This is a genomic window from Streptomyces cyaneochromogenes, assembly GCF_003963535.1.
In the GTDB taxonomy this organism is placed as follows: Bacteria; Actinomycetota; Actinomycetes; order Streptomycetales; family Streptomycetaceae; genus Streptomyces; species Streptomyces shaanxiensis.
In genome coordinates this window covers 6,613,692-6,636,923 of sequence record NZ_CP034539.1, presented here as the reverse complement: position 1 = coordinate 6,636,923, position 23,232 = coordinate 6,613,692, and the positions used below count along the sequence as shown (strand labels likewise).

At 71.5% G+C, this 23,232-nt stretch carries 20 protein-coding genes and 1 pseudogene; 6 read left to right on the top strand and 15 right to left on the bottom strand.

Annotation, left to right across the window (positions count from 1 at the left end; genetic code table 11):
- Nucleotides 1–67: 67 nt before the first annotated feature.
- On the top strand, nucleotides 68–928 hold the full coding sequence (gene folP, locus EJ357_RS30335) for a dihydropteroate synthase (protein WP_126394865.1): 861 nt from the start codon (nucleotides 68–70) through the stop codon (nucleotides 926–928).
- Nucleotides 929–1,181: 253 nt separating this feature from the next.
- Here the strand turns inward: folP and EJ357_RS30330 are convergent, their stop codons facing one another.
- Both EJ357_RS30330 and dapE read right to left on the bottom strand, forming a co-directional pair.
- Entirely contained in the window at nucleotides 1,182–1,940 is a 759-nt protein-coding gene (locus tag EJ357_RS30330; protein ID WP_126394863.1) for an LOG family protein, read from the bottom strand.
- A 138-nt stretch (nucleotides 1,941–2,078) separates the two neighbouring features.
- Nucleotides 2,079–3,158, bottom strand: coding sequence for a succinyl-diaminopimelate desuccinylase (gene dapE, locus EJ357_RS30325; RefSeq protein WP_126394861.1), 1,080 nt, complete (start codon nucleotides 3,156–3,158; stop codon nucleotides 2,079–2,081).
- Between the two features lie 104 nt (nucleotides 3,159–3,262).
- On the opposite strand from dapE, the gene EJ357_RS30320 reads away from it, so the two are divergent.
- Both EJ357_RS30320 and EJ357_RS30315 read left to right on the top strand, forming a co-directional pair.
- Nucleotides 3,263–4,255, top strand: a complete 993-nt coding sequence (locus EJ357_RS30320) for a heavy metal transporter (protein ID WP_126394860.1) — start codon at nucleotides 3,263–3,265, stop codon at nucleotides 4,253–4,255.
- Nucleotides 4,256–4,601: 346 nt separating this feature from the next.
- On the top strand, nucleotides 4,602–5,078 hold the full coding sequence (locus tag EJ357_RS30315; RefSeq protein WP_126394858.1) for an ATP-binding protein: 477 nt from the start codon (nucleotides 4,602–4,604) through the stop codon (nucleotides 5,076–5,078).
- Nucleotides 5,079–5,908: 830 nt separating this feature from the next.
- Here the strand turns inward: EJ357_RS30315 and EJ357_RS30310 are convergent.
- Together EJ357_RS30310 and fdxA are read right to left on the bottom strand one after the other, a co-directional pair.
- Nucleotides 5,909–7,003: a bifunctional succinyldiaminopimelate transaminase/glutamate-prephenate aminotransferase gene (locus tag EJ357_RS30310; RefSeq protein WP_126394856.1), complete on the bottom strand. Its 1,095-nt coding sequence runs from the start codon at nucleotides 7,001–7,003 to the stop codon at nucleotides 5,909–5,911.
- Between the two features lie 148 nt (nucleotides 7,004–7,151).
- Complete coding sequence (fdxA, locus tag EJ357_RS30305; RefSeq protein WP_030961637.1) at nucleotides 7,152–7,472, bottom strand: ferredoxin; 321 nt, start codon at nucleotides 7,470–7,472, stop codon at nucleotides 7,152–7,154.
- Between the two features lie 140 nt (nucleotides 7,473–7,612).
- On the opposite strand from fdxA, the gene EJ357_RS30300 reads away from it, so the two are divergent.
- On the top strand, nucleotides 7,613–8,635 hold the full coding sequence (locus tag EJ357_RS30300; protein ID WP_126394854.1) for a GNAT family N-acetyltransferase: 1,023 nt from the start codon (nucleotides 7,613–7,615) through the stop codon (nucleotides 8,633–8,635).
- A gap of 32 nt (nucleotides 8,636–8,667) precedes the next feature.
- Complete coding sequence (locus EJ357_RS30295; RefSeq protein ID WP_126394852.1) at nucleotides 8,668–9,519, top strand: transglutaminase-like domain-containing protein; 852 nt, start codon at nucleotides 8,668–8,670, stop codon at nucleotides 9,517–9,519.
- Here the strand turns inward: EJ357_RS30295 and EJ357_RS30290 are convergent.
- The 5 genes and pseudogenes from EJ357_RS30290 to EJ357_RS30265 all read right to left on the bottom strand — a co-directional run.
- Nucleotides 9,518–10,059 (bottom strand): annotated as a pseudogene (locus EJ357_RS30290) (ABC transporter ATP-binding protein); the annotation flags it as partial. The gene EJ357_RS30295 and the pseudogene EJ357_RS30290 sit on opposite strands and share 2 nt — an antisense overlap.
- A gap of 133 nt (nucleotides 10,060–10,192) precedes the next feature.
- Entirely contained in the window at nucleotides 10,193–12,682 is a 2,490-nt protein-coding gene (locus tag EJ357_RS30285; protein WP_175647581.1) for a hypothetical protein, read from the bottom strand.
- Nucleotides 12,683–12,838: 156 nt separating this feature from the next.
- Nucleotides 12,839–13,246 (bottom strand): DUF6113 family protein, encoded by a 408-nt coding sequence (locus EJ357_RS30275; protein WP_126394848.1) that lies wholly within the window; start codon nucleotides 13,244–13,246, stop codon nucleotides 12,839–12,841.
- Complete coding sequence (gene mshB, locus EJ357_RS30270; protein WP_126394846.1) at nucleotides 13,243–14,151, bottom strand: N-acetyl-1-D-myo-inositol-2-amino-2-deoxy-alpha-D-glucopyranoside deacetylase; 909 nt, start codon at nucleotides 14,149–14,151, stop codon at nucleotides 13,243–13,245. Before mshB ends, EJ357_RS30275 begins: the two co-directional genes overlap by 4 nt.
- A 51-nt stretch (nucleotides 14,152–14,202) precedes the next feature.
- Complete coding sequence (locus EJ357_RS30265) at nucleotides 14,203–14,397, bottom strand: hypothetical protein (protein ID WP_030048865.1); 195 nt, start codon at nucleotides 14,395–14,397, stop codon at nucleotides 14,203–14,205.
- Between the two features lie 176 nt (nucleotides 14,398–14,573).
- Here EJ357_RS30265 and EJ357_RS30260 point away from each other — a divergent pair, with 176 nt between their 5' ends.
- Complete coding sequence (locus tag EJ357_RS30260; protein WP_126394844.1) at nucleotides 14,574–16,691, top strand: S9 family peptidase; 2,118 nt, start codon at nucleotides 14,574–14,576, stop codon at nucleotides 16,689–16,691.
- Nucleotides 16,692–16,704: 13 nt separating this feature from the next.
- Here the strand turns inward: EJ357_RS30260 and EJ357_RS30255 are convergent, their stop codons facing one another.
- The 6 genes from EJ357_RS30255 to EJ357_RS30230 all read right to left on the bottom strand — a co-directional run bounded on the left by EJ357_RS30255 (nucleotide 16,705) and on the right by EJ357_RS30230 (nucleotide 23,174).
- Nucleotides 16,705–17,004 carry a hypothetical protein gene (locus EJ357_RS30255; RefSeq protein ID WP_175647580.1) on the bottom strand — a complete coding sequence of 100 codons (300 nt, stop codon included), beginning with the start codon at nucleotides 17,002–17,004 and terminating at the stop codon, nucleotides 16,705–16,707.
- 205 nt (nucleotides 17,005–17,209) lie between these two features.
- A complete protein-coding gene (locus EJ357_RS30250) occupies nucleotides 17,210–18,280 on the bottom strand; it encodes an ABC transporter ATP-binding protein (protein ID WP_126394840.1) in 1,071 nt (356 codons plus the stop codon).
- Nucleotides 18,273–19,247, bottom strand: coding sequence for an ABC transporter ATP-binding protein (locus tag EJ357_RS30245; protein WP_126394839.1), 975 nt, complete (start codon nucleotides 19,245–19,247; stop codon nucleotides 18,273–18,275). Before EJ357_RS30245 ends, EJ357_RS30250 begins: the two co-directional genes overlap by 8 nt.
- A gap of 358 nt (nucleotides 19,248–19,605) precedes the next feature.
- Nucleotides 19,606–20,625, bottom strand: coding sequence for an ABC transporter permease (locus EJ357_RS30240; RefSeq protein WP_126394837.1), 1,020 nt, complete (start codon nucleotides 20,623–20,625; stop codon nucleotides 19,606–19,608).
- Nucleotides 20,618–21,541 carry an ABC transporter permease gene (locus EJ357_RS30235; RefSeq protein WP_126394836.1) on the bottom strand — a complete coding sequence of 308 codons (924 nt, stop codon included), beginning with the start codon at nucleotides 21,539–21,541 and terminating at the stop codon, nucleotides 20,618–20,620. Before EJ357_RS30235 ends, EJ357_RS30240 begins: the two co-directional genes overlap by 8 nt.
- 7 nt (nucleotides 21,542–21,548) lie before the next feature.
- A complete protein-coding gene (locus tag EJ357_RS30230; protein ID WP_126394834.1) occupies nucleotides 21,549–23,174 on the bottom strand; it encodes a peptide ABC transporter substrate-binding protein in 1,626 nt (541 codons plus the stop codon).
- Nucleotides 23,175–23,232 lie beyond the last annotated feature (58 nt).

The window sequence follows — 23,232 nt, the reverse complement described above, 5'->3', positions numbered from 1 at the left end:
ACAGTTAGGGTCGCAGGCGGCCGTATGCAGGCAACTTGCCAGGACGTACTAGGAGAGGTCACAGGGGATGCTCAGGCTGGGCACGCGTGAGTTCGGCACGCACGAGCCGGTGATCATGGCGATCGTGAACCGGACCCCGGACTCCTTCTACGACCAAGGGGCGACATTCCGCGACGAGCCGGCCCTCGCGCGCGTGGAGCAGGCCGTGGCGGAGGGGGCGGCCATCATCGACATCGGTGGGGTCAAGGCCGGGCCGGGGGACGAGGTGACCGCCGAGGAGGAGGCGAGGCGGACCGTCGGGTTCGTGGCGGAGGTGCGGCGGCGGTTCCCGGAGGTCGTGATCAGCGTGGACACCTGGCGGGCCGACGTCGGGGCGGCGGTGTGCGAGGCGGGGGCGGATCTGCTGAACGACGCGTGGGGTGGGGTGGATCCCGGGCTGGCGGAGGTCGCCGCGCGGTACGGGGTGGGGCTGGTGTGTACGCACGCCGGGGGTGCGGAGCCGCGGACCCGGCCGCATCGGGTGACGTACGACGACGTCATGGCCGACATTCTGCGGGTGACGGTGGGGTTGGCCGAGCGGGCGTTGTCGCTGGGGGTTCCTCGGGAGTCGATCATGATCGATCCCGGGCACGACTTCGGGAAGAACACGCGGCACAGCCTCGAGGCGACCCGGCGGTTGGGGGAGATGGTGTCGACGGGGTGGCCGGTGCTGGTGTCCCTGTCGAACAAGGACTTTGTCGGGGAGACGCTGGACAAGCCGGTGAAGGAGCGGGTGGTGGGGACGCTGGCCACCACCGCGGTGTCGGCGTGGTTGGGAGCGCAGGTGTATCGGGTGCACGAGGTGGCGGAGACGCGGCAGGTGCTGGACATGGTGGCGTCGATCGCTGGGCATCGGGCGCCGGCGGTGGCGCGGCGGGGGTTGGCGTAACGCCTTTTCCTCGCCCCCGCCGCCCCTACCCGTCCCGTCCCTGGGGGCCTGCGGCCCCCAGACCCCCGCTTCGGCCCCGAAAGGGCCTCGTCCTCAAACGCCGGACGGGCTGAAATGCCCGGGCCAGCGTCCAGAGGTGACGGCCCGCTGGAGGTGGGTGGGGGCTGGGGGCGGTGCGTCCTCGTCCCCGAACGCCGGACCGGCCCAAATGCCCGGGCCGGCGTCCAGACGTACCGGGAACTCCGCCGCCGCGCTAGCGGCCCGCCTCCTTCGACACCAACGCCACCGCCTCGTCCACGTCGTCCGTCACGTGGAACAGGAGCAGGTCCTTCTCCGAGGCCTTGCCCTGGGCGATCAGGGTGTTCTTGAGCCAGTCGACCAGGCCGCCCCAGTACTCGCTGCCGAACAGGACGATCGGGAAGCGGGTGACCTTCTGGGTCTGGACCAGGGTGAGGGCCTCGAAGAGTTCGTCGAGGGTGCCGAGGCCGCCGGGGAGGACCACGAAGCCCTGGGCGTACTTGACGAACATCATCTTGCGGACGAAGAAGTACCGGAAGTTCAGGCCGATGTCGACGTAGGGGTTGAGCCCCTGCTCGAAGGGCAGCTCGATGCCGAGGCCGACCGAGACGCCCTTCGCCTCGCACGCGCCCTTGTTGGCCGCCTCCATGGCGCCGGGGCCGCCGCCGGTGATCACCGCGAAGCCGGCCTCGACCAGGCCGCGGCCCAGACGGACTCCGACCTCGTACTCCGGCGAGCCCGCAGGCGTACGGGCCGAGCCGAACACGCTGATCGCCGCCGGGAGTTCGGCAAGCGTGCCGAAGCCCTCGATGAACTCCGACTGGATACGCAGGACGCGCCACGGGTCGGTGTGGACCCAGTCCGAGGGGGCACGCTCGTCCAGCAGCCGCTGGTCCGTGGTGCTCGGCGTCACCTGCCCCCGCCTGCGCAGCACCGGGCCCAACCGCTGCTCCTCCGGTGGCTGCTTCTTCCCCTCGGGGTTACCGGTAGCCATGTACGCTCCCTCCACTTCGGGGCCTGCGGGTCTTGCAGGTCGTTCCACCTCAGCGTAGATCCACGCGGGTTACGGACGGGGGACGTGAGCATGACCGCCGTGAAGCGCCGTCCCGGCGATCCCCCGGCCGGCCATCCCCTACGCCGTGAGCCACGCCCGCAGCCGCTCCTCCCCCGCGAGGATCTTCGCCGTCTCCACCCGCTCGTCCCGCTTGTGCGCCAAGTGCGGGTTGCCGGGGCCGTAGTTGACCGCGGGGATGCCCAGGGACGAGAAGCGGGAGACGTCCGTCCAGCCGTACTTCGGGCGCGGGATGCCGCCGACCGCCTCCATGAACGCCGCTGCCGCCGGGTGCGAGAGGCCCGGGAGCGCGCCGCCGCTGTGGTCGTCCACCACGAACTCCTCCACCCCGCAGTCGGCGAAGACCTCGCGGACGTGCGCGACGGCCTCCTCCTCGGTGCGGTCCGGGGCGTAGCGGAAGTTGACCGTCACGACGCACTCGTCGGGGATGACGTTGCCGGCCACGCCGCCCGAGATGCCGACCGCGTTCAGTCCCTCCCGGTACTCCAGGCCGTCGATCACCGGGTAGCGCGGTTCGTACGAGGCCAGCCGGGCCAGGATCGGGGCGGCCGCGTGGATCGCGTTCGAGCCCATCCAGCCGCGCGCGGAGTGGGCCCGCTCGCCCGTGGTCCTGAGCAGGACCCGCAGCGTGCCCTGGCAGCCGCCCTCCACCTCGCCGTCCGACGGCTCGAGCAGCACCGCGAAGTCGCCCTCCAGCCACTGCGGACGGTTCTCCGCGACGTGCTTGAGGCCGTTGAGGTCGGCGGTCACCTCTTCGTTGTCGTAGAAGACGAAGGTCAGGTCGCGGTTCGGGGCCGGGACCGTCGCCGCGAGGCGGAGCTGGACCGCGACGCCCGACTTCATGTCGCAGGTGCCGCAGCCCCACAGGACGCCGTCCTCGTCGAGCCTCGACGGGACGTTGTCCGCGATCGGCACCGTGTCGATGTGGCCGGCGAGGATCACGCGCTCCGGTCGCCCGAGGTTCGTCCGCGCCACGACGTTGTTGCCGTACCGCTCGACCGTCAGATGCGGCAGCGCGCTCAGGGCGGTCTCGATGGCGTCCGCGAGGGGCTTCTCCGTGCCGCTGACGGAGGGGAAGTCGACGAGCTGCGCGGTGAGCCGCGCGGCGTCCAGCGTGAGGTCAAGAGAGGTGTCGGCCATGGTGCCGACCCTAACCCGCCGCGCCCAGGGGCCGGCGGCCCACTTCCCGCACCCATTTCCCGCTCGGCCCATGCCCCTCAGTAGCCTCGGCTACCTTGTAGGGCGTGCCGAAGTCGTCCGCCTCTCCGAAACGTCGTGGCCGCCTCCTGCGTCGCGGGGCGGCCTTCGTGGTCCTGCTCGCCGTCGCGGGATATCTCGCGGTGCAGTACGTCACCGGAGGCGCGGGGGCGCCGGGCTGCGCGGTCGTGTCGGACAAGAGCGACGGCGCGCGGTACGAGTTCACGCCGGAGCAGGCGGTGAACGCCGCGACCATCGCCGCCGTCGGCACCGGGCGCGGCCTGCCCGAGCGGGCCGTGACGATCGCGCTCGCCACCGCCCTGCAGGAGTCGGGGCTGCGCAACATCACCCACGGCGACCGTGACTCGCTGGGCCTGTTCCAGCAGCGGCCCTCGCAGGGCTGGGGCACGGAGAAGGAGATCCAGGACCCGATCTACTCGGCGGGCATCTTCTACGAGCACCTCGTCAAGGTCCGCGGCTATACGGAGCTGCCGCTCACCGTCGCCGCGCAGCGCGTCCAGCGCAGCGGCTTTCCGGAGGCGTACGCCAAGCACGAGCCGGACGCGACGCTGCTCGCCGCCGCCCTCACCGGGCGGGCGGCCGCGACGCTGACCTGCGAGGGGCTCCCCGGGGGCCCGCCGGCCGGCGGTACGGACTCCGTACGGGCCGCGCTCGTACGGGACTTCGGGCAGGACGCGCTCCAGTCGGCCGCCGCGGAGGTGGGTGTTGCGGAGGTGGGCGCCGCGAAGGCCACGCCCGCGCCGAGCCCGTCCGTGATCGAGAGCGACGGGCGGACCGTGGTGCTGCCCGTGACCGGCGACAAGGGCTCCGGCGCCGGGCGCGGTGTCCGCGAGCGTGGGTGGCAGCTGGCCCACTGGGCCGTGGCCAACGCCTCCGACCTGCACATCCAGCGGGTGTCCTACGCCGGTCGGGAGTGGACCGCCGGGAACACCGACAGCCAGTGGCGTGCGATCGCCGGGCAGGGCGCCTCGGGGGCGGGCAGCGGGCTGGACGCGGTCCGGATCGTCACGACTCACTAGCACGCGCAGCCGTTCGGGGGCCCACTCTCACGAGCTACCCGGGGCGCCGGTCGACGACGGCGTGAGCAGGATTTCGCGCGGTCACCCTCGTATCCGTCAAAGGCCTTGAGAACAAAGGGCTGTAAGGATTCGGCAGGCTTTCCCGCGGTACGCGTTTTGACCGTTTTTATCCGCAGCCGATAATGCGACGCATTGCCAACTCTTTACGTTGCGGCGCCGCAACCTTCGGGGGCTTCGAGCGGTAGTCACTGCGTCCGAGCCCGGAGATCAACAGCCAGTCGGTCAACTGCCGGGCGCAGTAGGACACTTCATCTTTCTCATCCGACTTACCCGTCGAAGGAGCATCATGTCCCTCCCCCTGACCCGCCGGATCGCCCGTGCCGCGCTGCTCGTCGCTGCGGGAGCGGCTGCCGGGGTCGGTGCGGCCGGCTCCGCCAGCGCGGCCCCCGAACTGCCCGACGCCACGAAGGTCGGCGGGCTGAGCGCTGTCGACAGCACGAGCGTCGTCGACGGTGCGGCTCAGAACGCCACCGGGCTCGCGGGCGGCGCCGTCGACACGGCCGTCGACAACGCGCTGCCGACCGCCACGAAGGCCAGTGGCACGGTGACCAAGACCGGCGGCAAGGCCGCGAAGAAGGCCGTGCCGACCGCTACCAAGGCCGGCAGCAAGGTTGCGAAGAAGGCGACGCCCGCGGCGCAGGAGACCGCGGGTGGCGTGGCCGGGTCCGTCGGGACCGTTCTCGGCGACACGGCCGGGGCGGCCACGGTGGGTGGCGTGCCGCAGACCGGGAAGCTGCCGGTGGACGCGCTGCCGCTCGGCTGACGCTCGCCGCACGTGGCTTGAGCCGCCGATGGGGTCCAGGGAGTTCCCTGGGCCCCATCGGCTTCCGTGCGCTCGCGTCGCTGCGCCGGCAGGGGCCGGGGCGTGTTCGAACAGCACCCGGCGCCGCAGCCTGTGCCCACCCGTTCCGCCCTGCGGAACGACTGCCCACAGCGGGAGCGGTGGGGTGGGCGGCCCTCGTCGACGGCCCGGGCGGAGGGGGCCGGTTCGGCCGAGGGCCCCGGCGGTGGCGGTGGCGATGGCGGCCGGGAGTGGTCGCGGCGGCAGCCTTCGTCGACAGCCCGCGACAGGAACGAGTAGCCGCCCTTCCCGGCGGCACACGGCGGCCGGCGGTCGCGGACCCGCAGCGGCCCAAGGCCCGCGTCGGTGGCCACCGGCGATAGCTGTGACGGCCCACGGCGACTGCCTTGGTCAGCAGCAGCGGGCAGCAGCCACTCCCGGCAGCCTGCAGCGGCGGCCTGCGGCGGGTGGCGGTCGGGGACCCGCAGGCGCCTGCAGCAGCAGCCTTGGTCAGCAGCCCGCGGCGGCGAAGGGTAGCCGCCTTCCCGGCGGCCCACGGCGGCAGTCGGTGGTCGTGGTCGGCGGATCGCAGCGGCCCACAGCCCTCATCGACGGCCACCCGCGCAAGCAGCCTGCGGCGGCAGCGTCGGCCGGCAACCACAGCAGCAACAGCTAGCAGCCACTCCCGGCGGCCCACGGCGGCGGCCGACGGTCGCGGTCGGCGGATCGCAGCGGCCTACGGCCTTCGGCGGCGGCCACCCGCGGTGGCTGTGGCCGTCGGGGTCGGGCCGGGGCCGCTCACGCGGTCGGTGTTACGCCAGGCGCCGTGCCGCGGCGGCCACCCGCTCGTCCGTCGCCGTGAACGCCACGCGTACGTGCTGGGCGCCTGCCTCGCCGTAGAAGTCGCCGGGGGCCACCAGGATGCCCAGGTCGGCGAGGTGGGCGACCGTGGTCCAGCAGGACTCGCCCTTCGTGGCCCAGAGGTAGAGGCTGGCCTCGCTGTGTTCGATGCGGAAGCCGTGGCGTTCCAGGGCCTCGCGGAGGGCCTTGCGGCGAGAGGCGTAGCGCTCGCGCTGGACGCGGACGTGTTCGTCGTCGCCGAGGGCCGCGATCACCGCCGCCTGGGTCGGGGCCGACGTCATCATGCCGCCGTGCTTGCGGATCTCCAGGAGGGGAGCGAGGACCGCCGGGTCACCGGCGAGGAAGGCGGCCCGGTAGCCGGCCAGGTTCGAGCGCTTGGAGAGGCTGTGGACGGCGACGATGCCCTCGTACGAGCCGCCGTTGACGTCCGGGTGCAGGACCGAGACCGGGTCGGCCTCCCAGCCCAGCTCCAGGTAGCACTCGTCGGAGAAGAGCAGGACGCCGTGCTCGCGGGCCCAGGCGACCATCCAGGTCAGTTCCTGCTTCGACAGGACCTTGCCCGTCGGGTTGGACGGGGAGTTCAGCCAGAGGAGCTTCAGGCCCCGCGGGTCCAGCTCCGTCGGGTCGTCGTACACCTCGTACTCCGCGCGGGCCAGGCGGGCGCCCACCTCGTAGGTCGGGTACGCCAGCCGCGGGTAGGCCACCTTGTCGCCGGGGCCGAGGCCCAGCTGGGTGGGGAGCCAGGCGACCAGTTCCTTGGAGCCGACGATGGGCAGGACGTGGCGGTGGGTGACCTCGCGGGCGCCCAGGCGGCGCTCCACCCAGCCCGTGATCGCGTCCCGCAGGGCCGGCGTGCCCCAGACCGTCGGATAGCCGGGGGAGTCCGCCGCGTCGATCAGGGCCTTCTGGATCAGCTCGGGGACCGGGTCGACCGGCGTGCCGACGGAGAGGTCGACGATGCCGTCCGGGTGCGCGGCGGCCGTCTTCTTGTACGGCTCCAGCTTGTCCCAGGGGAAGGTCGGAAGGCGGTCGGAGACTGCGGACACGGATCTGGCTCACTTTCTGGTACTGCCCGGCGCTGCCGGTAGTGCCGGATACGGCAACGCCTCGGTCCCGTACGGCGATCAAGGCGATCGGATCGCGATCAGGCCGTACGGGACCGAGGCGGCACGCTGTGCGGGTCGCCGGTGCGGATTACTCGGCCTGCGGCGGCAGCGCGGCGATGAAGGGGTGGTCCCGCTCGATCAGGCCCAGCTTGCTGGCGCCGCCGGGGGAGCCGAGCTCGTCGAAGAACTCGACGTTCGCCTTGTAGTAGTCCTTCCACTCCTCCGGAGTGTCGTCCTCGTAGAAGATCGCCTCGACCGGGCAGACCGGCTCACAGGCACCACAGTCGACGCATTCGTCCGGGTGGATGTACAAGGACCGGGAGCCCTCGTAGATGCAGTCGACCGGGCACTCCTCGATGCACGCCTTGTCCTTGACGTCGACACAAGGCTGCGCGATGACGTAGGTCACGCTGTCGTTCCTCCTCGATAGGGCGCTGGCGGGCCTCCACAGGCTCCGCCGCCTGGCGCGCGGGAGCGCGGCGTCGTCGATGCCCGCCCCTAGTATCTCCGTTCTTGGGCATGATCCGAACAGGAGGGGTGAACTGACCTGTGGAAATCTCTGCACACGGGCGCCTCGAGGTCCGAATCACCGCTGCTGACGTGGGTAAACGAGTCTCCGTACGGCGCTTGAGCGATCTTGGAGCTCCGGGTGAGAAGTTCACCGACACGGTGGGTGTTCTCGCATCATGGGACGACGGTGTGCTGCTGATCACACGGAAGAGCGGCGAGAGCGTCCGTATTCCGGAATCGTCGCTGGTCGCGGGCAAGGTGGTGCCCGCCGCCCCGGCCCGGCGCCGGGGGCCCGCCGCCTCGTACGAGGAGCTCGCGCACGTCGCCACGCGCGCGTGGCGGCCGGTGGAGAGCGAGCGGCTCGGCGAGTGGGAGTTGCGGGCCGCGTCCGGGTTCACCCGCAGGGCCAACTCGGCGCTGCCGCTGGGCGACCCCGGGCTGTCCCTGCCGGCCGCGCTCGACGTCGTACGGCGCTGGTACGGCGACCGTGGGCTCCCCGCGTACGTCCAGACCGCGACCGGTGCCGAGGGCACGCAGGAATTGCTGTGCGCGGAGCTGGAGCGGCTGGGGTGGGTGCGGGAGGTGTCGGCGGAGATGTGGATCGGGGCGTTGGCGCCGATCGCCGACCGGGCCGAGGGCGCCGGGGTGGTGCTGTCGCGGGAGGCGGACGAGGCTTGGCTCGGGAGGTATCAGCGCAAGGGGGTGAGCGAGGTGGCCCTGAAGGTGCTGGGGAGCGGGCCGTCGGTGTGGTTCGCGACGGTTCCCGGTGAGGGCGGCGGTGCGCCTGCCGCCATCGGGCGGTGTGTCGTGGACGGGCGGTGGGCCGGGTTCGCCGCCGTCGAGGTCGATCCCGCGCTGCGGCGGCAGGGGCTGGCCACCCGGGTGATGGCGGCGCTGGCCGGGCGGGCCCTGGACGAGGGGGCGTCGGCGGCTTGGCTGCAGGTCGAGACGGAGAACGCGGGGGCGCGGGGGCTGTACGCCGGGATGGGGTTCGCCGCGCATCACGCGTACCACCACTATCGCGAACCCGAGACGCCGGACACGACCGGCGCCGGACGGTAGTACCGATCGCCGCGAAAGGGCACGAGCCAGCTATGCGTCCCCCCTACCCCCCACCGCCCGAGCGCTCCGCCGAGGTGCGGCGGCGGTTCGCCGAAGAGGCCCGGTCCGAGCGGCCCGATCTGTCCACGCTGTGTCTGCTGGTGGGGGCCGAGGCGGACGGGGCGCTGGACGAGGCCGGGATGGACTCCGCCCAGGTGGAGCTGGACGCCTTGGCCGGGCGGCTGCCGTTCCGGCCCGGGGGGCCGCGGTCCTGGGCGCTCGCGCTGCGGGAACTGCTCGGGGAGCGGTGCGGGTTTCGCGGGTCCGCCGCGGACTATCAGCGGCTGGAGTCGTCGTTGCTGCACGAGGTGCTTCGGCGGCGGCGTGGGTTGCCGATCCTGTTGTCGGTCGTGTGGCTGGAGGTGGCCCGGCGGGCGGGGGCGCCGGTGTACGGGGTCGCGCTGCCCGGGCACTTCGTGGTGGGGTTCGGGCCGACCGACGATCAGGTGCTCGCCGATCCGTTCGACGGGGGGCGGGTGCTGACCGGGGGCGACGCGGAGTTGCTGGTGGCGGGGGCCACGGGGGCGCCGTTGCATCCGTCGATGCTGACGCCGGCCGATCCGCTGGATGTGGTGCTGCGGATCCTGAACAACATCCGGGCGTGGGCCGCGACCCGCCCCGAGCGGACGGATGTGGCGCTGTGGGCGGTGGAGTTGTCGCTGCTGCTGCCGTCGCATCCGGCTCGGTTGCGGTTCGAGCGGGCGCAGTTGCTGGTGCAGAGGGGGGATTTCCTTCGGGGTGCCGACGAGTTGGAGGCGTACGCCGAGGTGGTGGTGGCGGTGGATGAGGCGGCTGCGGCGCGGGTTCGGGAACAGGCTCAGGCCGCGCGGGCGATGTTGAACTGACCGTACGGCCCTGGTCGGCCTGGTCGCGCATGGTGGCCCAGAAGGCCTGGCGTCCGGTGACGTCCATGCCGGTGGTCGGCTCGTCCAGGACGATCAGACCGCTGTCCCCGGCGGTCGCGAGGGCGAAGCGGACTCGCTGCTCCTGGCCGCCGGAGAGCTTGTCGACCCTGCGGTCGGCGATCCGCTCGATACCGGCCCGGGAGAGGACGTCGGACACCTCGTACGGCCGCGGATGCAGATCACAGGCCAGCCGCACCAGTTCACCGACGGTCACCTCGTCCATCAGCCCGCCGCCAGCATCGCTCCCACGCGCCCGGCGACGATCGCCTCGCGCGGGCTGGTCCCGAACCCGCGGACCGTCCCGCTGTCGGGCTGCCTGAGGCCGAGCAACAGGTCGAGCGTGGTCGACTTGCCGGCGCCGTTGGGGCCGAGCAGGGCGACGGTCTGCCCCGGGTGCAGGGTCAGGCTCAGGCCGTCCACGGCCCGGACGTCGCCGTACGCCTTGCTCACCCGGTCGAACGCGGTCGCTGTCGTTGTCATGCGGTCCACAGTGGCTCTCGGCACCCCGGGCCCGGCAGTGTCGGCGGTCCTGACTGCCGGATGACAGATGTCATACGACGACCAGGGGGGCACCCGGCGCGTGCCGGGTGCCCCCCTGGTCCGAGCGGCTGGGCTAGCTCGGGTTGGTGTCGATGGTGACGGTGCGCTGCGCCGCCGTCTTGCCGCGAAGGGCCTCGCGCAGGGCGGAGGCGACGTCCTCCGGAATGACGTCACGCTTGCCGCTGGCGCCGTTGATCTTGACGCCGTCGAACGTGGCGCCGTACGCCTCCTTCAGCGCCTTGAGGTCGTACGTGTCCACGAGCTTGCCGTTGACGGCCTTGACGCCGAGGATCTTCGGCAGGGACAGGGCGCCGAACGGGATGCTGTGCGCGGCGTCCGTCTGGATCGTGACCTTGGTGGCCATCGCCGGCTCGGCGAACTCCTTCATGAACCGGTCGACCTCGGCGTTCGAGATCGTCGGCTGCTGGGTGGTCGTCGGGACCTGTACCGCGGCGGACGTGCCGGTCTCCACCTGGGTGCGGTACGCCTCCTCGACCGCGGTGGTCGACTGCGCGACGTCGATGCCCTTGCCGGCCTTGCCGTAGACGGCGACCGCCTTGCCGGACTTGAAGCTGACCGTGCCCTCGGTCACCGAGCCGGAGCCGCCGGAGACGTCCTCCAGGGCCGCGTGCAGCTTCTCCTCGTCGGTGGGCATGACCGGGTCGACGACCCGGTGGTTGCCGAAGAGCGCGCCGATGACGGAGATCGGGTTGTAGTCGCTGGTCGCGGCCTTGCTGACCGTCTGCTGCATGTCGAACTGCAACCCGGCCTTGTCCGGCTCCAGCGTGACGGTCTTGCCGCCCACCGACAGCTTCAGCGGCTTGTTGACCTGCTCGTCGAAGGCGTCGTTGAGCTTCTTGACCGCTTCGTCCCGGGTGCCGCCGCCGATGTCGACGCCGAGCACGGTCGTGCCCTTGGGCACGTCGGAGTGGGCCATCAGCAGGCCGGCGCCGTAGACGCCACCGGCGAGGACGATCACTCCGCCGCCGATGAGCGCCAGCTTGTTGCGGCCCTTCTTCTTGGGCGCGCGGGAGGACGGGGCGTCCGAGGTGTCCGGTTCGGGCAGCTTCGGGGGCGTGTGCGGCGCGGGTGCGTCGGTGGTACCCGGGCCGAAGGGACCGCCGTTCTGGGCGCCCGGGGGGACGACCGGGATGCCGCTGGTGACGGTGTGGCCGGAGACGTTGTCGGCGACACCGCCGTAGTGCGGGGTGCCGGGCTCGGGGGCCGGTTTCTGCGGGGTGAGGATCGCGGTGTCGTCGCTCATACCGCCGCCGGGGCCGAGGCCCTGGGCGTGCGGAGAGGCGCCGGGACCGGAGGGGCCGGTGGAGATGCCCGAAGCGCCCAGGCCGCCCGGGCCTCCGGGACCGGCAGGACCGCTCGGACCGCCGGGGCCGCCGCCGAAGCCACTGCCGGGGCCACCGGACCGGCCCGGACCCGTGAAGACACCGGAGGCACCCGGACGACCGGGCGCACCGGAACCGCGGGGTCCACTCGGACCACCGGGCCCGCCCGGCGCACCGCCTGCGATCGGCGGCACCGCCGGGCCGTCGCCGGTGACCGGACCGGTCGTCGGGCCCGCGGGGCCCTGCGGGCCGCCCTGGCCGCCGCGGCCGTTCGGGCCGCCGTAGTCCGGTCCGTTGAAGTCGCCGGAGCCGCCGAAGTCGTTCGGGGCGTTGAAGTCGTTCGAGGCGTTGAAGTCGTTCGAGGCGCCGAAGTCGGCGGAAGGGTCGAAGGGCGAGCCGCCCTGGGCGCCGAAGCCGTTCGAGCCCTTGGGGCCGCCCTGACCGTTCTGTCCGCCGTTCTCCGAGAAGTACGGCAGGTCGTCACGGCGCGCCTCGGCGCCGGGACCGTTGCCCGGCGAGGCCGCCGCCAGCGCCTCGGTCACGTCGAAGGAGCCGGTGCCGCCGCCGTGCCCGGGAGCCACGGGCCCGCCGGTCGCGCCGGGGAGGCCCGCACCCTTCGTGCCACCGGGGCGGGAGCCGCCGGGCACGCTCATCGAACCGACGACACCACCGGGCCGGCCTGCACCCGGACGCGCACCACCGGGCGCACCGGCGCCGGAAGCCCCGGCACCCGCGCCCGCGCTACCTGGACCGCCACCGGTCCCGGGGCCCGAACCTCCGGGCAGACCGGCCCCGTTGGTGGACGGGCCGCCCTGACCACCCTTGCCCGGCCCGGACTTGCGGGGCGCGAACCAGTCGCTCGTCTTCTCCCCGGCCTGCGCCGTGGGCTCGGCCGGAGGCTCGACGGTGCCGGTGGACGTGGAGGTGGGCGCGGAGGGCTCCGGCGGCTCGGGGGCCGCGGGGGCCCCGGCGCTCTCGGCCTCGGCCACGGGCTTGCGCACGACGACCGGCGGAATGGGCCGTGATCCGGGGATGTTGATCCGGATCCGCGTCGTCAGCGTGGTCTCGGTCTTGCGTTCCTCCGGCTGCGTGGCCGAACGGCCCGCGTCAGCGCCGTTGTCGGAAGCCATGGGGGTCCCGTACGGCGGCGTGCCGGAGGGGTATGCGGCTCCGCCGCGCCCGTTGGGCCCGGAGGACGGAGTGTCAGTTTCACGACTCAAGGCAGGTTCTCCCGGTTGGCTCCGCCGCCCGTACCTCACTGCTTCGGGCGGCTCGGCGGCGCGCACCACCATACTGGCCACTTCTGGCCCGCATCCCACGACCGCCTGGGAAACCCACACGGGACTCGCACGAGTGCGTCGTGGAGAAGTGGTACGTCACTTGGCAAGTCGGACGCCGTCACCGCCCGGTTGCCGCACCGGGGCAAGGGTGGCGCAGATCACAGCCACAGCCATACCGCCGAGCAGGAAGAGGTAGGAGGCGGCGCCTGTGCCGAAGACGAAGTCTCCTTCGGGGCGGCTGGCGGTGAGCAGGATGACGGTGATCATCCAGCCGCCGGCTGGCGCGACGGCTCCGGCCCGGCGGCCCGTCGCACGGCCGCCGCCGAGACAGAGCCCGGCCTCGCCCGCGAGCGCGAGGAGCAGACCGGCCGGGAACCACGCGGGCTGCACGAGCGCCCCGGCCACCCCGACCACGGCGCCGAGCAGGAAGAGCCCGAGGTAGGCGAGGACCCGCAGAGCGGAGGGGCGCTTCAGCTTCAGCGGCTGGGCGAGCATCGAGCTCATGACGCCTCCTCGAGGGTGACACCGGCGAACAGATCGGACTCCGTCCGCGCCGCCCTCTCGCCGTGCACCAACTCGTAGTACTCGGTGGTGAAGAGGGGTTGTGCGAGTTCGTTGGAGAGCGCGAAGTACCGCTCGCCCGGCGCCACCTCGATCTGCGTGGCGTGCGCGCGCATCGCGGCGGCCTTGGCGGAGGCGTACGCGGTACCGTCGATCACCGTGGTGATCCGGGCGTCGTCGACGACGCCCGGTACGTCGTCCAAGGTGGCGCTCTTGCCGAAGGGCAGTCCGGGCAGATCCGTCTGCAGTCGGGCGAAGGCCTCCTCGGCGACCGTGCGCGGGACGCGGTTCCAGTAGATCCTGGGGATCTGCCACCCCGCCCGCGCCGCCAGCTCGGCCGCGCGCGTGGCGATGCGGTGGGCCTGGATGTGGTCCGGGTGGCCGTACCCGCCGTCGGGGTCGTAGGTGACGAGGACCTGGGGGCGTACCTCCAGGATCACCTCGACGAGAGCCCGGGCCGCGTCGTCGACGTCCGCCCGCCAGAGGCAAGCCGGGTCGTCGTTGTCGGCGATGCCCATCATCCCCGAGTCCTCGTAGCGGCCCTGTCCGCCGAGGAGACGGAAGTCCTCGACGCCGAGCTCGCGCATCGCGGCGGTGAGCTCGGCCAGACGGTGTTCGCCCAGCTCGGTGCCGGTCAGATGCTGGAGTTCGGGGGGAATGACCTCGCCGTGCTCGCCGAGGGTGCAGGTGACCAGGGTCACCCGGGCACCCTCGGCCGCGTACTTGGCCATGGTCGCGCCGTTGTTGATCGACTCGTCGTCCGGGTGCGCGTGCACCAGGAGCAGGCGCCGAGCGAAGCGAGATGGGGGTCCCCCCGGCCGAAGGCTGGGGGAGGGTGGTTCCGTCATGGACCCCACCCTACGAGGCGGCACCGACAGCGGCGCGCGGCGCTGCTCGGATCAGAACTTGATGCCGCCGATCATGCCCGCGATGTTCGTCGTCAGCTCACTGATGGTGGGGGCGATGGTCGAGGACGCCAGGTAGAACCCGAGCAACATACAGACGACCGCGTGACCCGCCTTCAGTCCTGATTTCTTGATCAGCAGGAAGACGATGATCGCCAGCAGCACCACCGCCGAAATCGAGAGTGCCACGGCGGCTCACCTCCAAGAATCCCAAGGGCGGGGGTCGGACTTATGGGGGCAGATAAATCCATCCAGCAGCCAGCAGGTTCATACCCACTATGCGGTTGTGATCATAACTATCCGGGCGTGCGCATCGATCGGCGCACAGCCGCACAAGGGGGCGCACTGGCCAATATGGTCGGGGCATGACGACCGAGCCTGTCTCCTTCCCCCGCCGGCACGCCCGCACCCAGCGCTTCACCCTCGGCGCGCCCCGCGCGTTCACGGTGGCGCCCGACGGCAGCCGGGTCGCGTTCCTGCGCTCCGCCTCCGGCACGGACCCGGCGAGTTCGCTCTGGGTCCTCGACACGGCGGACGGCGAGGAGCGCGTGGCGGCCGACCCGCGCGCCCTCCTGGGCGGCGCCTCGGAGGACCTCTCGCCCGAGGAGCGGGCCCGGCGCGAACGCAGCCGTGAGGCCGGCGCCGGCATCGTCGCCCACGCCACCGACACCGCCGTCGAGTTGGCGTCTTTTGCCTTGTCAGGGCGGCTTTTCACGGCGGAGCTGCGGGCCGGCACGGCACGTGAACTCCCGGTCCCCGGGCCGGTGATCGACCCCCGCCCCTCCCCCGACGGACGGCACATCGCGTACGTCGCTCAGGGTGCCCTGCGGGTGGTGGGCGCCGAGGGCGAGGGCGACCGTGCGCTCGCCGAGCCGGAGTCGGACGGGGTCACCTACGGATTGGCCGAGTTCATCGCGGCCGAGGAAATGGGGCGTTACCGGGGCTTCTGGTGGGGTCCGGAGTCGGACCGGCTGCTCGTGGCGCGCGCGGACGACACGCCGGTGCGCCGGTGGTGGATCGCCGATCCGGCGCGTCCGGAGAGCGAGCCGCAGCGCGTGGCGTACCCGGCGGCGGGAACCGGGAACGCGGAGGTACGGCTGTTCGTGATCGGGCTGGACGGGGTCCGCACGGAGGTCGGGTGGGACCGGGCACGCTACCCCTATCTGGCACGAGTGCACTGGTCAGCGGGGGGTGCGCCGCTGCTTCTGGTCCAGGCGCGGGACCAGCGCAGCCAGTTGTTCCTGGCCGTGGACCCGGCGACGGGGGCGACGCGGATGGTGCACGCCGACGAAGATCCACAATGGCTGGAACTGTTCGCCGGCGTGCCCTGCTGGAGTCCGTCCGGGCACCTGGTGCGCATCGCCGACGAGGGCGGCGCACGGGTGCTCACGGTGGGGGAACGCCCGCTGACGGGACCGCAGTTGCACGTCCGCGCGGTGCTGGACGTCTCCGACGACGACGTGCTGATCTCGGCGTCGGCGGGCGAGGGCGCGGCCGACCCCGAGATCGGCGAAGTGCATGTGTACCGGGTGAACGAGCTCGGCATGGAGCGTGTGTCGCAGGAGCCCGGCGTGCACGCGGCGGTGCGCGCCGGTGGCGTGACGGTGCTGGCGTCGCACACCCTCGGCCGACCGGGGTCCCAGGTCCGGGTTCTGCGCGACGGAAAGAGGATCGCAGCGGTCCGGTCGTATGCCGAAGATCCCGGTCTGACCCCGCGCGTGACCCTCACCGAAGGGGGCGCACGCCGCATCCCGTGCGCCGTGCTTATGCCTCGGGACTACGCCGGTGACACCCCGCTGCCGGTTTTGCTGGATCCCTACGGGGGACCGCACGGCGCCCGGGTGGTCGCCGCGCACAACGCCCACCTGACCTCGCAGTGGTTCGCCGACCAGGGGTTCGCCGTGGTCGTCGCGGACGGGCGCGGTACGCCGGGGCGCTCGCCCGCCTGGGAGAAGGCCGTCCACGAGGACTTCACGGTGTCCCTCGACGACCAGGTCGACGCGCTCCAGGACCTCGCGAAGTCCCACCCCCTCGACCTGTCCCGGGTGGCGATCCGCGGCTGGTCGTACGGCGGCTGGCTGGCGGGGCTCGCGGTGCTGCGCCGCCCGGACGTCTTCCACGCGGGCATCGCCGGGGCGCCGGTCACGGACTGGCGCCTGTACGACACGCACTACACGGAGCGGTACCTGGGCGACCCGGCCGCGCGGCCGCAGGCGTACACGAAGAGCTCGCTCGTCACCGACGACGGCCTGTCCTCCCCCGCCGAGCCGCACCGCCCGCTGATGATCGTGCACGGTCTGGCCGACGACAACGTGGTCGTCGCCCACGCCCTGCGCCTGTCCTCGGCCCTCCTGGCCGCCGGCCGGCCGCACGAGGTGCTGCCGCTGTCCGGGGTGACGCACATGACCCCGCAGGAGCAGGTCGCGGAGAATCTGCTGCTGCTTCAGGTGGACTTCCTGAAGCGGTCGCTGGGGCTGAACTGAGTCCACGGGTTGGTCAGTTGTGCGGGTAGGTGCTGAAGAGCACGAAGGCGAGACCGGTGAGCAGGAGGTGGACGACAGCGGTCTTCCAGTAGCGCGACACCGCGGCGAGGGCGAAGCCGCCGCCGGCCAGCCATCCGGTGAAGACCGCGATGTCGTGCTGCCCCTCGACCGCGTGCCGGTCGGCGTACTCGTCGAAGCCCGCGCCGATGCCGGACACGATCATGCCGTAGCCGAAGATGATCACGAGCAGGACGTCGAGGAGTCCTACGAGGACGGCGAAGACACCGTCGAGTTCACGTGGTCGGCGCTGCATGAGCCAAGCCTCGCGCGGGGGCGGGCCGAAGTCCTGAGTACCCGTACTCATTGCCGCACAGCAACGGACCGGGGTGACATGGCGCACCCCGGTCCGTTTACGGCACCCGCACGGCCGTACGCTGTTCAGCCTGACGCGTCCGTATATCGGAATCGGGTCGGCGAAGTTGCCTGCGTGTTAACGCGGTTCGTGTGTGTTTGTACGGCTATGGGGTCGGCTCCGGCAGCACGGTCTGCCCCGGCGCGGAGCGCCCGAACGACACGGCCTCGGCGAAATGGCAGGCCGAGTCGTGCGCCGCGGGCCCGGCCGGATCGCCGAGGTGGAGCGGCACCGCGAGCGTCGGCACCTCCTGGGCGCAGCGTTCCCGGGCCTTCCAGCAGCGGGTGCGGAAGCGGCAGCCGGAGGGGATGTTCGTCGGGGACGGGACGTCGCCGGTGAGGATGATGCGCTCGCGGTGTGCGCGGGCCTCGGGGTCGGGGACCGGGACCGCGGAGAGCAGCGCCTGGGTGTAGGGGTGCGTGGGGTGGTCGTAGATCTCGGTGTCCGTGCCGATCTCCACGATCCGTCCGAGGTACATCACCCCGACCCGGTCGGAGATGTGCCGGACGATCGACAGGTCGTGGGCGATGAAGACGTAGGAGAGGTCGAACTCGCTCTGCAGCCGGTCCATCAGGTTGATGACCTGGGACTGGACGGAGACGTCCAGTGCGGAGACGGGTTCGTCGGCGACGATGACCTCCGGGCGCAGGGCCAGCCCCCTTGCGATGCCGATGCGTTGGCGCTGGCCGCCGGAGAACTGGTGCGGGTAGCGGTTGATGTGCTCCGGGTTGAGGCCGACCACGTCCAGCAGTTCCCGGACCCTTTTGCGCCTCTCGCCCCTGGGGGCCGCCTCGGGGTGGATCTCGTACGGCTCTCCGATGATGTCGCCCACCGTCATACGGGGGTTGAGGGAGGTGTACGGGTCCTGGAAGACCATCTGGATGTTGCGCCGTACGGCCTTCAGGGCGCGGCCGGACAGCCGGGTGATGTCCTCGCCCTTGTACCTGATGGCGCCGGCCGTCGGTCGTTCCAGGTTGACCAGCATCCTGGCGACCGTGGACTTGCCGCAGCCGGACTCGCCGACGATACCGAGGGTTTCGCCGCGGCGGAGCGTGAAGTCGACGCCGTCGACCGCCCTGACCGAGCCGACCTCCTTCCTGAAGAGGACGCCCTGGGTGAGCGGGTAGTGCTTGACGAGTCCGCCGACCTCCAGGATCGCCTCCGCTTCCTCAGCCATTGAGGCACTCCCTCCAGAAGTGGCAGGCGCTGCCGCGTACTTCGCCGACCTCGTTGAGTGGAGGTACGTCGGTACGGCACACGTCCCGGGCCATCGGGCAGCGGGGGTGGAAGGCGCAGCCCTGTGGGATGTCCATGAGGTTGGGGGGCAGGCCCTTGATGGCGTAGAGCTCCTGCCCCTTCTGGTCCAGGCGCGGGATGGAGTCCAGCAGGCCGCGGGTGTAGGGGTGGGCGGGTGCCTTGTAGATGTCGTGGACCGGCGCGGACTCGACGATACGGCCCGCGTACATCACGGCGATGCGGTCGGCGACGTCCGCGACCACGCCGAGGTCGTGGGTGATGAGGATCAGCCCCATGGCGTACTCGCGCTGCAGCTCCGCCAGCAGATCCATGACCTGGGCCTGGACGGTGACGTCGAGGGCGGTGGTGGGCTCGTCGGCGATGATGAGGGCCGGTTCGAGGGCGAGGGCCATCGCGATCATGATGCGTTGGCGCATGCCGCCGGAGAACTGGTGCGGGTACTGCCTGACGCGCTCCTTGGCGGCCGGGATGCGGACGCGGTCCATCAGCTCGACGGCCTTCGCGCGGGCGTCCTTCCTCGACATCCCCCGATGCACGACGAACATCTCACCGAGCTGGTCGCCGACGGTCAGCACGGGGTTCAGGGAGGACAGCGCGTCCTGGAAGATCATCGCCATCTCGGCGCCGCGGACCTTGCGCCGCTCCTCCTCCCTCAGCTTCAGCAGGTCCCGCCCCTGGAAGAGGATCTCGCCCCCGGCGATCCGCCCCGGCGGCACGTCCAGGATCCCCATCACCGCCTGCGCGGTCACCGACTTACCGGACCCGGACTCCCCGAGCACCGCCAGCGTCTCCCCGGCGTCCACGCCGTAACTGACCCCGTTGACCGCCTTGGCGACCCCGTCCCGCGTCCGGAACTCCACGTACAGATCACGCACTTCGAGCAACATGACGCGACCTCACCTCACCTTCGGTCCGGGGGCGTCGCACACGGCGTCGCCGAGACGATGAAGTCCGAAACGGCGACGGCGCGGCCGGCGGACACGCGACGGAACTGCCTCCCCACGACGCCCCCACCTCGCCCTCGCACCAAGGACGCCGCACACCGCGCGCCGACATGGCGAAGGCCGAACGGCGACCGCGAGGGCAGCGGGCACGCGCTGGAACGGCTCCGGCCCCGCCTTCCCGAGCCCGAGTCCACCCGCATCCCGCACGGCGAACCCATGACGTCCCCGGCCGGACCGCCCACTCGCCCACCCACCCGACCCCGAACCCACCCGCCACTCGCACCGCAAACCCCACAACCCCTCACCTCAGCTTCGGATCCAGGGCGTCGCGTACCGCGTCGCCGAGCATGATGAAGGCCAGGACCGTGAGGGCCAGGGCGCCGGAGGGCCAGAGCAGGGCGTGGGGGGCGTTGCGGATGTACGGGGAGGCTGCCGAGATGTCGATGCCCCAGGAGACGCTGGGGGGTTTCAGGCCTACGCCGAGGTAGGACAGGGTTGCCTCCAGGGCGATGTACGTGCCGAGTGCGATCGTCGCCACCACGATCACCGGGGCTACGGCGTTGGGTGCGATGTGGCGGAGCAGGACGCGGGAGTTGGAGGCGCCCAGGGCGCGGGCGGCCTGGACGTAGTCGTTCTGTCGGGCGGTGATGACCGCGCCGCGGGCGATGCGGGAGATCTGGGGCCAGCCGAGCAGCACGATGAAGCCGATGACCGGCCAGACGGAGTTGCTGGTCACCACCGAGAGCAGGACCAGGCCGCCGAGGACGACCGGGATGGCGAAGAAGATGTCGGTGATCCGGGAGAGGAACGAGTCCCAGAGACCGCCGAAGAAGCCGGCGAGCGCGCCCAGCACCGAGCCGAGGACCGCCACCCCGAGCGTGGCGCAGACGCCGACCATGACGGACGTACGGGCGCCGTAGACCGTGCGGGTGTAGACGTCGCAGCCCTGTCCGTCGTAGCCGAAGGGATGGCCGGGCGCGGAGCCCTGCTGGGCCTTGGCGAGGTCGCACTTGAGGGGGCTGCCCGAGGCGATGGCCGAGGGCCACAGGGAGATGAAGAGCAGGAAGAGGATGATCAGGGCCGAGACGACGAAGACGGGGTTGCGGCGCAGGTCGCGCCAGGCGTCGGACCAGAGGCTGCGGGGCCGTTCTGCGGAGGCCGCCGAGGGGGCCGCCCCTTCCGGGCCGGTGCTCTCAGGTCCGCCGGGGAGGCCGGATGGAGGCCGGTCGAGGGTCGCGGCCTCGCCGGCGGCCAGGTTCATCGCGCCGCCCGCACCGCTGCCGGCGATCGCGCCCTCGGACGGGAACGGCTGGTCAGGCATAGCGGATCCTCGGGTCGAGTACGGCGTACAGGAGGTCGACGACCAGGTTGCAGAGGAGGAAGACGAGGACGAGGACCGTCACGAAGCCGACGACGGTCTGCGTGTTCTGGCGCAGGATGCCCTGGTAGAGCTGGTAGCCGACGCCGTGGATGTTGAAGATCCGCTCGGTGACGATCGCCCCGCCCATGAGGAAGCCGATGTCGGCGCCGATGAAGGTGACGACGGGGATGAGGGAGTTGCGCAGGAGGTGGCGGGTGACGACGCGGTGGCGGGGCAGGCCCTTCGCGATGGCCGTGCGGACGTAGTCGGAGCGTCGGTTCTCCGCGATGGAGGTCCGGGTCAGGCGGGTGACGTAGGCGAGGGAGACCGTGGCCAGGACGAGGCCGGGGAGCAGCAGTTCGTCGAAGGGGGCCGCCGTGGAGACGGACGGGCGGATCCAGCCCCATTCCACGCCGAGCAGGAGCTGGAGCAGCAGGCCGGTGACGAAGGTGGGCACGGAGATGACGACGAGGGTGAGGAGCAGGACGCCGCTGTCGACGGGGTGGCCGCGGCGCAGGCCGGTGACGACGCCGAGCGTGATCCCGATGACGACCTCGAAGACGATCGCCACGATGGTCAGCCGCATGGTGACGGGGAAGGCCGTCGACATCAGCTCGGTGACTTCCTGGCCGTTGAACGCCGTACCGAAGTCGCCGGTGAAGACGTTCCCCATGTAGGTCAGGTACTGCTGCCACACGGGCTTGTCGAGGCCGAACTCCTTCCGCAGCTGGGCGGCCGTCGCCGGGTCGCACTGCCGGTCGCCGCACAGGCCCGCGACCGGGTCGCCCATCACGTTCACCATGAGGAAGATCAGCAGCGTGGCCCCGATGAACACCGGGACCATCTGCAGCAGCCGCCGGACGACGTACTGCCCCATGGCGGGCTCAGCCGACCTTGATCTGGTCGTAGACGGGGACGCTGAACGGGTTGAGGGCCACGTTCGACAGCCGCTCGGACCAGCCGGCGCTGCCGTTCTGGTACCAGAGCGGGATGGCCGCCATGTTGTCCCGGACGACCTCCTCGGCCCGCTGGAAGGTCTCGACCGCCTTGGCGACGTCCGTCTCGGCGTTCGCCCGGTCGACGAGCTTGTCGAACTCCTGGTTGGACCACTTGCCGTCGTTGGAGGAGGCGTTGGTGTAGTAGAGCGGCTGGAGGAAGTTCTGGGGCAGCGGGTAGTCCATCTGCCAGCCCGCCCGGAAGGGACCGGAGAGCTTCTGGGTCGTGCTCTTGCTCCGGAAGTCGGCGAAGGTGCCGATCGGGTTGCCGACGCAGGCCCGGTCGTCGTCCAGGGCGTTGTTGATGGAGTTGCAGACGGCGTCCACCCACAGCTTGTGGGAGCCGGTGTCCGCGTTGTACGTGATCTTCACCTGCCCGCCGGGCAGCCCGCCCCCCTCCTTGATCAGCTTCTTCGCCGCGGCCGCGTCGTACTCGCACCACTGACCGCACAGCCCCTTCTTGTAGCCGCCCTGCGCACCGAGGACGGGTGAGGTCCAGTCGGTGGCGGGAGTGCGGGTCCCCTGGAAGATGGTCCGGGTGATCTGCTCCCTGTCGATCGCCCGGGACAGGCCCTTGCGGACCTTGGCGGAGCCGGGCTTGTTCCAGTCCTTGTCGTAGTGGGGGAAGGCAAGGGTCTGGATGATGCCGGCCGGGGTGTTGAGGTAGCGGTCGCCTAGGTCGCCGCGGACGTTGCCCAACTGCTGGGCCGGGACGTCGTCGACGAGGTCGAGGTTTCCGGCCATCAGGTCGGTGTAGGCCGTGTTGTTGTCCGTGTAGACCTTGAGGGTGACGCCGTCGTTGCGGGCCGCGTCCTCGCCCGGGTAGGCGCCCCATCGCGTCAGGCGCATCTCGGAGCCCTTGGTGTACGCGTCCACCGCGTACGGACCGTTGCCGACGGGCTTGGCCAGCCAGCCGGCGTGGTCGTCGAAGAAGGCCCGGGGCAGGGGGACGAAGGCGTTGTAGCCGAGGGTGTCGGGGAAGCTGGAGAACTTCTGGGTGAGCCGGACGGTGAAGGTCCGGTCGTCGACCACCTTCAGCCCGGACATCGTCTCGGCGCTCTGCTCACCCTTCGCCGGGTGGACCTTGTCGTAGCCCTGGATGTAGCTGAAGAAGTAGGCGTTCTTCTGGTTGTTCCGCAGGCTCGCCCCGTAGTTCCAGGCGTCCACGAAGGACCTGGCGGTGACCTTCTCGCCGTCGCTGAAGGTCCAGCCCTTCTTGAGGGTGACCGTGTAGTTCTGCGAGTCCGGGGTCTCGATCCGCTCGGCGAGCATGTCCTTTGCCTCGCCGGTCTTCGGGTCGTACTGCTTCAGCCCCCGGAAGATCATGGAAAGTACCTTGCCGCCCTGCACCTCGTTGGTGTTGGCGGGTTCCAGCGGGTTCTGCGGATCGGTCCACGAGGAGCTGAACACCGCGGCGCCGTCGGCAGTGCTGCCGCCCCCGCCCCCGCAGGCCGTCGCCGCCAGTGCGACCACCACCGCGCATGCGGCCCGTCCGGCGTGCGTGGCTCCGCGCATAAGGTGCCTCCTCGTCGTGCGCTGCGCTGCCGGCGCCGAGGCACCGATCCCTTATCGG